Source organism: Candidatus Burkholderia verschuerenii (assembly GCF_001189365.1).
Taxonomy (GTDB): domain Bacteria; phylum Pseudomonadota; class Gammaproteobacteria; order Burkholderiales; family Burkholderiaceae; genus Caballeronia; species Caballeronia verschuerenii.
Genome location: NZ_LFJJ01000074.1, coordinates 1 through 13,134 on the forward strand (window position 1 = coordinate 1; position 13,134 = coordinate 13,134).

At 63.4% G+C, this 13,134-nt stretch carries 11 protein-coding genes and 3 pseudogenes; 5 read left to right on the forward strand and 9 right to left on the reverse strand.

The features are described from left to right. Positions 1-108: 108 nt before the first annotated feature. Complete coding sequence (locus tag BVER_RS14470) at positions 109-348, forward strand: hypothetical protein (protein ID WP_050453902.1); 240 nt, start codon at positions 109-111, stop codon at positions 346-348. 101 nt (positions 349-449) lie between these two features. Then, complete coding sequence (locus tag BVER_RS14475; protein ID WP_157056073.1) at positions 450-668, forward strand: hypothetical protein; 219 nt, start codon at positions 450-452, stop codon at positions 666-668. Here BVER_RS14475 and BVER_RS14480 read toward each other — a convergent pair. Continuing rightward, on the reverse strand, positions 665-2,089 hold the full coding sequence (locus BVER_RS14480) for an aminotransferase-like domain-containing protein (RefSeq protein ID WP_050453904.1): 1,425 nt from the start codon (positions 2,087-2,089) through the stop codon (positions 665-667). The genes BVER_RS14475 and BVER_RS14480 overlap by 4 nt on opposite strands. A gap of 148 nt (positions 2,090-2,237) precedes the next feature. Between BVER_RS14480 and aptA the strand changes: the two are divergent. Next, positions 2,238-3,566, forward strand: a pseudogene (gene aptA / locus BVER_RS14485) (omega-aminotransferase AptA). A 114-nt stretch (positions 3,567-3,680) separates the two neighbouring features. After that, positions 3,681-4,085, forward strand: a complete 405-nt coding sequence (locus BVER_RS14490) for a hypothetical protein (protein ID WP_157056074.1) — start codon at positions 3,681-3,683, stop codon at positions 4,083-4,085. A 3-nt stretch (positions 4,086-4,088) separates the two neighbouring features. On the opposite strand, the pseudogene BVER_RS14495 reads toward BVER_RS14490, so the two are convergent. The 5 genes and pseudogenes from BVER_RS14495 to BVER_RS14515 all read right to left on the reverse strand — a co-directional run bounded on the left by BVER_RS14495 (position 4,089) and on the right by BVER_RS14515 (position 9,718). Further along, a pseudogene (locus BVER_RS14495) lies at positions 4,089-4,492 on the reverse strand (PaaI family thioesterase). Next, a pseudogene (locus tag BVER_RS14500) lies at positions 4,489-5,941 on the reverse strand (efflux transporter outer membrane subunit). Before BVER_RS14500 ends, BVER_RS14495 begins: the two co-directional pseudogenes overlap by 4 nt. A 26-nt stretch (positions 5,942-5,967) precedes the next feature. After that, on the reverse strand, positions 5,968-7,542 hold the full coding sequence (locus BVER_RS14505; RefSeq protein ID WP_050453906.1) for a DHA2 family efflux MFS transporter permease subunit: 1,575 nt from the start codon (positions 7,540-7,542) through the stop codon (positions 5,968-5,970). Then, on the reverse strand, positions 7,542-8,627 hold the full coding sequence (locus BVER_RS14510) for an HlyD family secretion protein (protein ID WP_050453907.1): 1,086 nt from the start codon (positions 8,625-8,627) through the stop codon (positions 7,542-7,544). Before BVER_RS14510 ends, BVER_RS14505 begins: the two co-directional genes overlap by 1 nt. A 149-nt stretch (positions 8,628-8,776) precedes the next feature. Next, complete coding sequence (locus BVER_RS14515; protein ID WP_050453908.1) at positions 8,777-9,718, reverse strand: LysR family transcriptional regulator; 942 nt, start codon at positions 9,716-9,718, stop codon at positions 8,777-8,779. A 151-nt stretch (positions 9,719-9,869) separates the two neighbouring features. Between BVER_RS14515 and BVER_RS14520 the strand changes: the two genes are divergently transcribed. Continuing rightward, the gene (locus BVER_RS14520; RefSeq protein WP_050453912.1) at positions 9,870-10,406 is read left to right on the forward strand and encodes a carboxymuconolactone decarboxylase family protein; all 537 of its coding nucleotides are present in this window, start codon (positions 9,870-9,872) and stop codon (positions 10,404-10,406) included. 3 nt (positions 10,407-10,409) lie between these two features. On the opposite strand, the gene BVER_RS14525 is transcribed toward BVER_RS14520, so the two are convergent. The 3 genes from BVER_RS14525 to BVER_RS14535 are packed head-to-tail and all read right to left on the reverse strand — an operon-like array spanning position 10,410 to position 12,993. Further along, positions 10,410-11,156 (reverse strand): slipin family protein, encoded by a 747-nt coding sequence (locus BVER_RS14525; protein ID WP_050453909.1) that lies wholly within the window; start codon positions 11,154-11,156, stop codon positions 10,410-10,412. Positions 11,157-11,168: 12 nt separating this feature from the next. After that, positions 11,169-12,515 (reverse strand): NfeD family protein, encoded by a 1,347-nt coding sequence (locus BVER_RS14530; RefSeq protein WP_050453910.1) that lies wholly within the window; start codon positions 12,513-12,515, stop codon positions 11,169-11,171. Positions 12,516-12,564: 49 nt separating this feature from the next. Further along, a complete protein-coding gene (locus BVER_RS14535; protein ID WP_370444256.1) occupies positions 12,565-12,993 on the reverse strand; it encodes a BON domain-containing protein in 429 nt (142 codons plus the stop codon). Positions 12,994-13,134: the final 141 nt, after the last annotated feature.

Consider the following 13,134-nt stretch of genomic DNA (forward strand, 5'->3'; position numbering starts at 1 on the left):
TTGCTACACGCTTCCTTCAGACCCCGCCTCACAACGACGCCCTTGCGTTTCACTAGGCCTTCGCCCCATCAGGCTGGACAGGGAACTTGCACCCCCAAGCTGTTGCGCATGCTCGGCGCACAAAAAGACGGCCGCCAAAAAGACGGCCAAGCCTACCGTCAAACGCAAGCGCGCGACATCGCAGCCCGCGCCGGTCGAAACCATCGCATCGGTCGCGACGACGCCCGTCGCCGAACCGGCGAGCGCGCCGGATGCATCGAAGGAATCGTCTTCTTCCTGAGCATCTCGTCCGACGAAAACGCCTGCATTGAGCGGGTATTTCGTTTTTTCAAGCGCGTCACGCTGTAAATGACAAACGCGCGCGTGCGGTTATCGACGGCACCCGGCGCGCGTCGATCGGCACGGTGTTTGCATGATGGCTCGCACGTTTGAATCGCGTCGAGGACATCATGCATCGTTCGATCGAACCTCATGAACTGACGAAGATCGATCTTGCCGTTTTCAGGATCGTGCAGGTTTCCAACGGCACGCAGACCGTCGTGTTGTGGGAAGCGTCCGGCAGGCTGCATGCGGAACCGCCGACGCTGACCATCCGCCTGTGCGATCCGCTCAATCCCGTGCGGTGCAAGGACGTGTGCGAGCGCTTGCAGGCGCGGCTCGCGATTTAAGCGCGGATCGCCTGCCGCCGCAAAAACTCCCACAACGCATCGTCGAGCGAGTACGGCACGTTGAAGCGGAACGCGGCGCTCGGTGCATCGTCGGGACGGAAGTAGGATCCGGGCGCGAGCCAGATGCCGTGTTCGAGCGCGCGCGTGGCGACATCGCTGGCATCGGCGGGATCGATCGGCAACGTGCCCCACACGAACAAACCCGCGCGCGGACGTCTGAACAAGTCGATATCGAGCGCGTCCATGCGCTCCTCGACGAGCGCGTGGGCATCCTTCAGCCGCTCGACGACGACCTCCACATGCCGCGCATAGCGCCCTTCCGTCAGTACCTTTTCGACGATCCGCTCCGTCGCTTCCGACGACGTCAAACCCACCGCCATCTTCGTGCGCGCCAGTTCGCGCAACACGTCGCGCTCCGCGACCACATAGCCGCATCGCAAGGCAGGCGTGATGGTCTTGGCGAATCCGCCGACATAAAGCACGCGATTCAGCCCTTCCATCGCGGCGAGCAACGGCGCGCCGGCGGGCGCAAGCTCGCGGTTCACGTCGTCCTCCACGACCCAGAGACCGTGGCGCTCGGCGATCTGCATCAGGCGGAACGCGGCCGCCATCGAAAACGTCGCGCCGGTCGGATTTTGCAGCGTCGTATTGAGAAACACCGCTTTCGGCCGATGCTCGATCGCCAGCCGCTCGAACACATCCGTATCGATGCCCGCGACCGTGCGCGGCACGCCGTGCACCTGCAAACCCGCGAGCCGCAAGATCTGCAGCAGATTGCAATAACCGGGATCTTCGACGATCACCGCATCGCCGGCGCGGAGCAGCGTTCGCACGATGAGATCGAGCCCTTGCGTCGCGCCCGCCGTCAGCAGCACGTTCGACGCGGCATCGACGGGCAAGCCGTGGCGGTCCAGTTGCTCGGCAATTCGCTCGCGAAGCGGCGCGAAACCATACGGATGGCCGTAATCCGCGATGCGCGCCGCCGGCACGCGCCCGACCGCGCGCAACGCGTGTTGCAGGCCGGTCTCGTTGACCCATTCGTTCGGCAGCGTGCCGCAGCCCGATTTGATCGGAACCGAATGATCGGCGAACACGTCGGACAGAAGCCAGGTCGCGGTAAGACTGGGCGGCTGCCAATCGACGGACCCGACGGCGCGCGCCCGCTCGCCGTGTCCGCGCACGGCGACGCGATAGCCCGAGCCTCGCCGCGCGGTGACGAGGCCCATCGACACGAGCCTGCCATACGCTTCCGTCACCGTGAAGGTGCTAAGCGCGTGGCTTTCCGCCAGCCGCTGCACGGACGGCAGCAGCACGCCGGCGCGCAGCGTCTGCTCCTCGATCGCCGAGGAAAACGCCTGCACCAGTTGTTCTACGAGCGTGGGCGACTGCCGCGAGCCGCGCTCCAGCTTGAATTCGATCATCGTTCGAGGATAGCGCGGTGTCGCCGCGTGGACCAATACAGTTCGTTGCATTTTGCCAGCACAGTTGGCAACGCAGTGGCGAAACTGTCTATGCCGCGCAAATTTATCGAGGAATAGAGTGACTGTTCTTTCCGAGGAGATGCCTGTCATGAATGCCCGCCCCGTCATCGACGATCTGTCGTCGTTCTGGATGCCCTTCACCGCCAATCGCCAGTTCAAGGCCGCGCCGCGCCTGCTCGAGAGCGCGAAGGGCATGTATTACCGTTCGACCGATGGCCGCGAAGTGCTCGACGGCTGCGCGGGCCTGTGGTGTGTGAACGCGGGCCACTGCCGCGACGAGATCGTCTAAGCTGTGCAAAAGGCGCTGTCCACGCTCGATTTCGCGCCGACGTTCCAGATGGGCCACCCGCTCGCCTTCGAAGCCGCGACCAAGGTCGCCAATCTGATGCCCGAAGGCCTCGACCGCATTTTCTTCACGAATTCGGGTTCCGAATCGGTCGATACGGCGCTGAAAATCGCGATCGCCTATCACCGCGCGCGCGGCGTAGGCCAGCGCACGCGACTGATCGGCCGCGAGCGCGGTTATCACGGCGTGGGCTTCGGCGGCATTTCGGTCGGCGGCATCGCGCCGAATCGCAAGACGTTTTCGGGCGCGCTGTTGCCGTCGGTGGATCATCTGCCGCATACGCACGACCTCGCCCACAACGCGTTCTCGAAGGGCCAGCCCGCGTGGGGCGAGCATCTCGCCGACGAACTGGAACGCCTCGTCACGCTGCACGACGCGTCGACCATCGCGGCCGTCATCGTCGAGCCGCTGGCCGGTTCCACGGGCGTGCTGGTGCCGCCGAAGGGCTATCTGCAGAAGTTGCGCGACATCTGCACAAAGCACGGCATCCTGCTGATTTTCGATGAAGTCATCACCGGCTTCGGACGTCTGGGCAAGGCCACAGCCGCCGAATATTTCGGCGTGACGCCGGACCTCATGACGATGGCCAAGGCGATCAACAACGCGACCATCCCGATGGGCGCGGTGGCGGCGCATCGCAACGTGCACGACACGATCGTCAATGCGGGCGCGGCGAACGCCATCGAGCTGTTCCACGGCTATACGTACTCGGCGCATCCGGTCGCGACGGCTGCGGCCATCGCCACGCTCGATCTGTATCAGCGCGACAAGCTGTTCGATCGCGCGGCATCGAAGGCGGAGAAGTTCGAAAGCGCCGCTCACGCGCTGCGCGACGCGCCGTATGTGAAGGACATCCGCAATCTCGATCTCGTGGCGGGCATCGAGCTCGAATCGCGCGAAGGCGCGCCGGGCGCGCGGGCTTACGAAGTGTTCGTGAAGTGCTTCGAAGCGGGCGTGCTGGTGCGTTATACCGGCGATATCCTCGCGTTCTCGCCGCCGCTGATCGTCGAGGACGATCAGATCGACCAGATCTTCGGCACGGTGCGCAAGGCGTTGGAAAGCGTGAAGTAACGCGTCGTTCTTCCGGCTAAGCTAAAGCCCGGTCTCCGTTACGGAGCCGGGCTTTTTCATGCTTGCACGTCCGGTTAGAATACCTGTCTTTACCGGGCTCAATACGATATGCGCATGAGAAGACTGCTCGCTCCGATCGTGCTGATGTCGCTTTGCGCGACCGCACACGCGCAAGCGAAACTGATGCTCTACGGCGGCGCGGATCACGACGTGTATCTCGGCTGCCTGAACTGTTCCGATACGGATGCCGAATCCGTTCAAAACGAAAGCGGCCGATACGGCTCGGAAATCTCCGCGCAAAGTATCTTCAACGAAACCGGCCGCTATGGATCGAGGTTGTCGCCCGAGAGTCCGTGCAACCCGTTCGCGAACGATCCACCCGTGATCGTCGATCAGAACAGCAGCTTTTACGGCTACCTCACGCTGAACGCCGCGCATCGAAAAGCCGTCACCGATGGACGCACGCTGAACTGGCTGACATATAAAGTCTGCAAGAAAGACGACGAAGACGACGAGTAAGCGCTAGGTTTGCCGCTCCATCACCAACAAGGTCGATGTCGCCGATGCAAACAGCCGTCCGCTCAAATCCTTGAGCGTCGCTTCCGCGAAAGCCGCGCGCTTTCCAATCGACAGCACGCGTCCTTCAGTTCGAGCGTCGTGTAGGCCTGCGTCGCGGTGAGGCACGAATGCACCGAGCAGCCGCACGCGGAATCCAGCAGCGTCGCGGCGTAACCGCCGTGCACGGTGCCGATCGGGTTATACGCGTGATCGCCCGGCACGCCCGCGAACACGGCGCGGCCCGCTTCGACCTCGATGAAATCGAATTCCAGCGACCTCAAAATGCCCGGCTTGCGCCCGCTCGCGATCAGCTTGCGCAATTGCGCGAGGCCGTCGAGGCCGGCGGTGGTTTCTTCGATCAGGCTCATTTCGTCTCCTTCGTGGATGTGCTCGCCGTCATCACGGAATCGTCGCCCGTCACGCTCCAACCGCCGCCCAGCGACCGGTACAGCGCCACCGCCGCCAACGCGTGCTCGCGCTTTGACTGATTGAGCGCATCGGCATCGCGCAGATAGGCTTGCTGGGCATCGAGCACGTCAAGAAAACTGGCCGCGCCGCCTTTGTACAGCTGCGTCGACAGCGTCAGCGATTGATCCGACGACGCCAGCGCATCGGTCAGGCGCGCGGTCTGCTCGTTCGTGCTGACGAGATCGTTGCGCGTGTCTTCGACATCCTTCAGCGCTTCGAACATCGTTTGCCGCAGATGCAGTTCCGACTCGCGCATCTTGCTCTCGTTTTGCTCGATATCGGCGGTGATGCGTCCCGCGTTGAAGATCGGACTGATCGCGTTCAATGCCGCCGAAAACAGGTTGTCGGTCAGCGTCGGCAAGCCGAGATACGAGGACGCGAGCAAGCCATCGGTCAGACGCAGCGAGAACTTCGGATAGCGCTCCGCGCGCGCCACGCCCACTTCCGCCGCGCGCTGCTGCACGCCTGCATACGGCGACCAGCACATCCGGACGGCGCAGCAGCGCATCGGACGGCAGCATTTGCGGCGCGCCGCTCGCGGGCACGGGAATCACGGGCGCGGGGCCGGCATCGGCGAGCATCAGCTTGTCGACGGATTCGGGCGTGCGGCCCGAGTAGATCGCGATCAGACTCAGTTGATGCTGGATCGAAGCCTGCGTGCGCGGAATGCGCGATTGCAGATCGCTCAGCTAATTCTGCGCACGCGCGACATCGAGCTTGGTCGACAGGCCGTATTGCAAACGCCGTTGCGTCAGCTTGAGCGCGCGTTCACGAATTGATTCGTTATCCTTCAGTATTTTTAATTCCGCTTGCGCCCAACGCAAATCGACATAAGCCGATGCCGTGTTCGCCGCGAGCGCGAGCCGAACCTGATCCGCCGCATGTTCGCGACCGACCAGTTGCGCCTGCGATGCCAGCAGTTCGAGCCGCTCGCCGCCGAACACATCTGGCGTCCAGCTCAGCGCCAGACCCACGCCCGCCTGACGCACATAGCCGAGCGGCGGCGGTGTGTTCTGACGCGAATCGGACGCGCCCGCGTTCGCATCGAGTTGCGGCAGCAGCGCCGCGCGACGCTGCACCGTCAGCGCCTGCGCCTGCTTCACGCGCTCGACGGCGGCTTGCAAGTCGAGGTTGCTGTCGAGCACGGAGGCGACGAGTTCGTGCATCACCGGATCGTTGAACTGGTTCCACCATGCGGCGGGATCGGCGTCGGCTCGAGGCGCGTCCACCATCCAGTTCGTGGGCGCGGTCGTGGTGACGGTTGTCGGCAAGTCGGCGTGCGTCGCGGGTTGCACGGCGCAGGCGGCCATCGCCAGACAGGCGAGTATTTCGGCAAGAAGTTTCTTCATGATGTTTCGGCTCGATGATTCGGCGTTCAATGCGCTTCCGACGACGGCGGCGCGCTGGTGATCGGCTTCGCGAAAAACACGCTCACGATGCCGACGACGAAGCACAGCGCCAGCACGTAGAAGCAATCGGCGAAGGTCAGCGTCAGCGCCTCGCGCATCACCAGCGCATGCAGCGATGCGAGCCCGGCGCTCGACGCATCGAGCGCATCGCCCGCGACGGACGCGAGATGCGCGCTGCTGCGCGACAGCATCGCCTCGATCTCGGGACGGCCGACCGGCACGCTTTCGTTGAGCCGCAGATAGTGCAGATTCAGCCGGTCGTTGAGCATCGTCGCGCTCACCGCGATGCCGATCGCGCCGCCGAGATTGGGCATCAGATTGAACAGCCCGCTTGCGGATCTGAGGCGCGATTGCGGCAGCGAACCGAGCGCCATCGTCACGATAAGCGGCACCGCGAATTGCTGGCCGATGCCGCGCAAAGCCTGCGGCAACAGCAGTTCCTGCCAGCCCCAATCGTGCGTCAGCGGCGTATAGAGATAGCAGCCGAGTCCGAAGCACACGAGCCCGAACACCAGCAGAATCCGCATGTCGATATGACGCGACGCGAAGCCGTACAAGCCGATCGACAGCAACTGAAAACAGCCGACCGACAGCAGCGCATAGCCGATATGCAGCGAATCGAAACTGCGCACGCGGCCGAGAAACACCGGCGTCAGAAACACTGACGTGAACAGCCCGATGCCGATCACGAACGACAGCAAACTGCCGATGCCGAAGTTGCGCACCGCGAGCGCGCGCAGATCGACGATCGCTTCCTTCGTCGTCAGCGCATGCACGATGAACAGAAAGCCGCAGATCGCCGAAATCCACGCGCACGTCACGATGATGTCGTCGCCGAACCAGTTCTTACGCGGGCCTTCTTCGAGCACGTATTCGAGGCAGCCGAGAAAACCCGACATCAGCACGATGCCGAGATAATCGCCCTTCTTCAGCAGCGACAGATCGGGCGAGTCGATATGCACGTATTTCGGCACCAGCAACGCGACGACCAGCCCCGGCACCACGTTGAGATAGAACAGCCAGTGCCACGACCATTGATCGGTGATCCATCCGCCGATCACCGGCCCGATGGCAGGCGCAAGCGAGGCCAGCGCGCCGATGGTCGTCGACGCGATCAGCCGCTGCTTGCCGGGGAACAACACGAAGGCGGTCGTGAACACGGTCGGAATCATCACTGCGCCGAGCGCGCCTTGCAGACCGCGAAACAGGATCATCGAATTGATGTCCAACGCCATGCCGCACAGCATGCTGGTGATCGTGAAGCCGACCGCCGACGCGGAAAACAGCCAGCGCGTGGAAAACACTTTGGAGAGCCAGCCCGAGGTCGGAATGACGAGAATTTCCGCGATCAGATACGACGTCTGCACCCACGACAACTCATCCTGACTCGCGGACAAGCCGCCGCCGATATCCTTCAGCGACGACGCGACGATCTGGATATCGAGCGTGGCCATGAAGAAGCCGAGGCACATCAGCGCGAAGGCCAGCACGCGGTCCCTGACGGGCGCGGTGGACGGATCGGCGAGAACGGTTTTATTCATCACGACCCCTTGCGCAGATGCACTTTCACCGTTGCCGACAAGCCGGGACGCAGCACCGACTCCGCGCCCTTCGGCACGTCGAGGCGAATCCGCACCGGCACGCGCTGCACGATCTTCGTGAAGTTGCCGGTGGCGTTTTCGGCGGGCAGCACGCTGAAGGTCGCGCCGGTCGCGGGCGCGAGGCTTTCGACGTGGCCCGTGAACGGAATGTTCGAGGCATCGAGTTCGACGTCGGCTTCGTCGCCTGCGTGCATCTTCTTCAGCTGATCTTCCTTGAAGTTGGCATCGACCCACAGACCGCTCGACGGCACGATCGTCAACAGCGCCGTACCCACGTTCGCCAGCACGCCGACGCGCGCCGTGCGATTTCCGACGTAGCCATCGACGGGTGACGTGATCGTCGTGTAGCCGACGTTCAGTTGCGCGACGCGACGCGCGGCTTCGGCGGTGGCGACGCTGGCATCGGCATCGGCGATCTGCGCTTCGATGACGGCAAGTTGCCGCTTCGCCACGAGCAGCGCCGTGCCGCTGCGATCGACGGCGGCCTGCGCCTTGGTGTAGTCGGCATCCGCGCGTTCGACGATCTGATTCGATACGGCATCGTCCTTGACGAGTTCGCGATAGCGCACGCGATCCTGCCCGCTGCGCGTCAGTTCCGCCGTCGACGCGCGCACTTCCGCATGCTGCTGGTTGATCACGGCGGCCTGCAACTCGTCCTTCGCGTGCAGTTCGACCACGGCCCCGCGCGCGCTCGATACTTCGGCATCGGTTTGCGCGAGTTTGGCGTCGTAATCGCGCGAATCCAGGCGGATCAGCACCTGACCGGCTTTCACGGGCTGGTTGTCCTGCACGAGGACATCGGTGACGAAGCCGTTCACCTTTGGCGCGAGCACGGTCACGTCGCCGCCGACGTAGGCATCGTCGGTCGTCTGGACGAAACGCAGCACCAGCGCCCAGTAAGTCGCCGCCGCGATCAGCACGATCGCCACCGCGCCGAGCGCGAGCAGCATCCAGGGAATCCGGCGCGGCGGCCGCGCCAGCGCGGGTGCGGACGTCGAGGGAAGGTCAGTCGAAGGAGTCGTCATGTCAGATTGATATGCATATGCACCGTTCGGATTGGCAAAGGACGAAAATTCATCGTCCGTCTTAGTCCGGTAGACTAATCGTGCATATGCACTAGGTCAATGCGCATCGGCGTCATGAGACTATGACGCCGGCGACAAGAATGCCCGGTCTATTCTTGTTGCGCTTCGACGGAAAGCGCTTCCGAGCGCACGTAAGGCCGCTCGTCGCAGAAGCGCACGGCATGCTCGACGAAGGCGCGCACCTTGGCCGGCAGCAGCGCGCGCGTGCTGTAGGCGAGGCGGATATCGGTGGCCGCGCCGACGAGTTCGTAGGCGTCGAGCAGCGTAACGAGCCGGCCCGCGGCCACTTCGCGGTCGATCAGCGCGCTCGGCAGCACGCCGATGCCCAGCCCTTCCATCACCATTTCGCGATTGAACACAGCGCTGTTCGACGAAATGTCGTAAGCGAGCGGCACGATCACCTCTTTCCCGCCGATGCGAAATGTCAGCGACGGCTTGCGGATCGACGCGGACATCGGCACGAACGTATGATCGGACAACTCGGACGGATGACGCGGCGCGGGACGCGCGGCCAGATACGCGGGACTCGCGACCAGCACCTGCGGAATGATTTCGAGCTGACGCGTGACGACCGTATCCGTCGACAGCATGAAGGGCAGCACGATGGCGAGATCGTAGCCTTCGCCGACCAGATCGACGGGCCGCTCCGTCAGCGTCACGTCGAGCCGCACATGCGGATGCGCGCGCCGGAAGCTCGCGACCATCGGCGCGTAGCGGTTCATCATCACCGTCGTGTGGGCGACGAGGCGCAACAGGCCGGTTGCTTCGCCCGAGCGCTTCGAGGCGCGTTCTTCCATTGCCTGCAATTCGTCGAGCAGACGCGTGCAGTCGGTGAAAAAGCGCTCGGCGGTTTCCGTCAGCGAAATCTGCCGCGTCGTGCGATGAAACAGCCGGCTGCCGAGCCGTTCCTCGAGTCCGGAGATCGCGCGCGAGACGACCGGCGGCGACAGCCCGAGAATATCGGCGGCGCGCGCGAAGTTCTTGGCTTCGACGACCGTGCAAAAGACGCGAAGGCTCGTCAGATAGTCCATGAAGGATGAGTCGGAAGGTCGGGCGTCGCAACACTCTACAGCGAATGAGACGATCGCGCGGGTTTCCGAACCGATCGCGCATTCACGCGAACGCGCCGCGAATCTACAGTTCAGTCATGCAAACGGTCAACGAACTGAAGCGGAGTCCATCATGTCGCGTCTTTCCCAACTCGATATCAACGAAGCAACCGGCGTCACCGCCGAGCTCTTTTCAACCATCAAGCGCGCCGCCGGCCGCGTGCCGAACGCGTATGCGGCGATCGGGACGCATAGCCCGGCCGCACTCGGCGCGGCAATGGCGGGCGATGCCGTGCTCGCGAAAAGCACTTTGAGCAAAGCCGATGTCGAAGCGGTCAAGCTCGCCGTCAGCGAACTCGCGGGTTGCGATTACTGTGCCGCCGCGCATACGGCAGTCGGCAAGATGGTCGGCTTGACGCAAGCGCAAACGCAGCAGATCCGCGCGGGCGAAGCCACTGGCGATGCCAAACGCGATGCGCTCGTGCGCTTCGTCCGCACGCTCGCGAGCACGCGCGGCACGCTCGACGAACGCAAGCTGAACACGGTGCGCGAAGCCGGCTACACCGATGCGCAGATCACCGACGCCCTGTTCGCGATGAGCGTCATCAACTTCACGAACCTGTTCAACCGCGTGAACGATACGACGATCGATTTCCCCGCGCTCGTCTAAGCATCAACCTTCTCGCTTGCCGAGCTTGTCGATCACCGCACTGACGATATCGACCGGCACCGGAAAGACGATCGTCGAACTCTTGTCGCCGGCGATCGTCGTCAGCGTTTGCAGGTAGCGGAGTTGCATCGCTTGCGGCGCCTGCAACAGCTTTTCCGACGCCTGCAATTCGCCTTCCGCGTGGATGATTTTCGCGCGTCGCTCGCGCTCGGCTTCGGCTTGACGGGCGATGGCGCGAATCATCGTCTCGTTGATGTCGACGTCATTGATCTCCACGTTCGATACCTTGATGCCCCATGCATCGGTCTGCGAATCGAGCACTTGCTGGACGTCGCTATTCAGGCGCTCGCGTTCGGCGAGCAGTTCGTCGAGTTCGTGCTTGCCGAGAATCACGCGCAGCGTGGTTTGCGCGAGTTGGCTGGTGGCATCGAGAAAGCGCGCGACCTGAATCACCGCCTTCTCCGGATCGACGACGCGGAAGTACACCACCGCATTCACCTTCACCGACACGTTATCGCGCGTGATGACGTCCTGCGGCGGCACATCGAACACGACGGTGCGCAAGTCCATCCGCACGACTTGCTGGATGGCCGGAATGATCAGCACGAGCCCCGGCCCCTTGACCTTCCAGAAGCGGCCCAGCATGAACACGACGCCGCGCTCGTACTCGCGAAAAATCCGCACCGCTGACAGCAGCACGATGATGACCAGAACCAGGACGACGCCGGAAAAACCGAATGTGAAACCCATTTTGTTTGTGCCTCAGTCTGTGTGTTCGTTGATCAGCGCTTCAACCGTCAGCGTGAGACCGTCGCGCGCAATGACGCGCACGCGTTCGCCTCGCGCGGGCAGCGCATCCGTTTCCGCCGATGCCGATGCCACCCGCACGCGCCAGCGCTCGCCGTGAACTTGCGCCCAGTCGCCGCCGAGCATCACGCCGATGCTGCCGAGCATCGCCTCGCTGCCGATCACGACGGGCCGCCTGCGCGCCTTCAACGCGACGCTCGACACGGTGAACACGAACAGCGCCGTGAACAGCGCCAGCCCCGCGATGACGCCCACCGGAATGCCGAAGCCGGGCGCGTCGGTATCGATCAGGATCAGCGCGCCGATCGCAAAGGCCGCCATCCCGCCGATGCCCAGCGTGCCGAACGTCGGCAGAAACAACTCGGCGACCAAAAAGCCCAGTCCGAGCACGATCAATCCCAGTCCGACGAAATTCACTGGCAACAGTTGCAACGCAAACAGGCCGATCAGCAAGGAAATTGCGCCCGCGACGCCCGGCAGCACGAAGCCCGGATTGGCGAACTCGAAGAACAGGCCGTAGACGCCGACCATCATCAGGATCAGCACGATGCTCGGGTCGGTGATGGTCGCCAGAAAATGGCTGCGCCAGTCGGGTTGCAGCGCGACGAGCGGCGCGTCTTTCGTGGCGAGCACGCGTTTGCCGGATGCTATACGGACACGCCGACCATCGAGTTTGGTCAGCAGATCGGGGACGTTCGTCGCCGTCAGATCAATGACGTTTTGCGCCAGCGCTTCGTCGGCGGATAGCGCGACGGCTTCGCGCACCGCGCGCTCGGCCCATTGCGCGTTGCGTCCTCTCAACTGCGCGAGACCGTGAATGTAGGCGGCGGCGTCCTGAATCTGCTTTCGCGTTTCGGTCGATTGAGACGCGCTCGCCGCCTTGTCCGACGTTTCGCCCGCGCCGATCCGGATAGGCGTCGCCGCGCCGAGATTGGTGCCGGGCGCCATCGCCGCGATATGGCTCGCGTAGACGATGTACGTGCCCGCGCTCGCCGCCCGCGCCCCGCCCGGCGCGATAAACGCCGCGACCGGCACCGGCGACGCGAGGATCGACTGGATGATCTTGCGCATCGAGAGATCGAGGCCGCTGGGCGTGTCGAGTTCGAGCACGATCAGTTGCGCATGCGCCGCGCGATCCATCGATCGGACGACGAAATCCGCGCTGGCCGGACCGACCGCGCCGTTCAACGGAATCACATAGACAGGCGCCTGCGCCGCCGACGCGCCGAATGACGCAAGCGCCGCGAGCATCAGCACGCAGCAGACGAGCCAGCCTATCGCTTGTTTGAAGATCGTTTTCATGGCGAAGCCTTCGGGCATCGCATCTGTTGGGACTAGCTTATGCCAAATCTCACGGATGCACCTTCGTGCGGTCGATCACGCGTTCCACGTCGGCGGTTTCGCCGAGCGCCGGGACGAAATGCGCGCGGTCGAAATCGCGCGAGACGCAGCCGTCGAGATAGATGAAGCGGCGCTGGATGGTCAACCACAGGCTGGTTTTATCGCGCCAGTCCATCGCGGCGCTCAGCGCGTTCAGCCGCCGCGTGACGCTCTCCGCGATGTCCTTGTCGTAGTCGTAGCTGTTCGACAGCCGGCAGCGCCCGGCGATCCAGCAACTGTTGCCGCGTTCGATGCGGTAATGCGCTTCGTCGAGCCATTCCTGCTGAGTGACGAACGGACCCTGCGGCGTCGGGCAACCGCTGATCGTGCTCGATACATGCAGGAACGGATCGTTGCCCCGGTTGATGCGCGCTGCGTCGTCATCGCCGGAAGCGGACAAGGCGAACAGACCGGCTAGTGTTCCGTCCCAGAAATAACTTTACATAAATCCAACATGTTCTATGATCGACTTATGGTGTGCGGGAGACGATCGTAGGACGTAAGGGAATCGAGGTTCTCGTGTCCAATCTGGAGCGAGAAC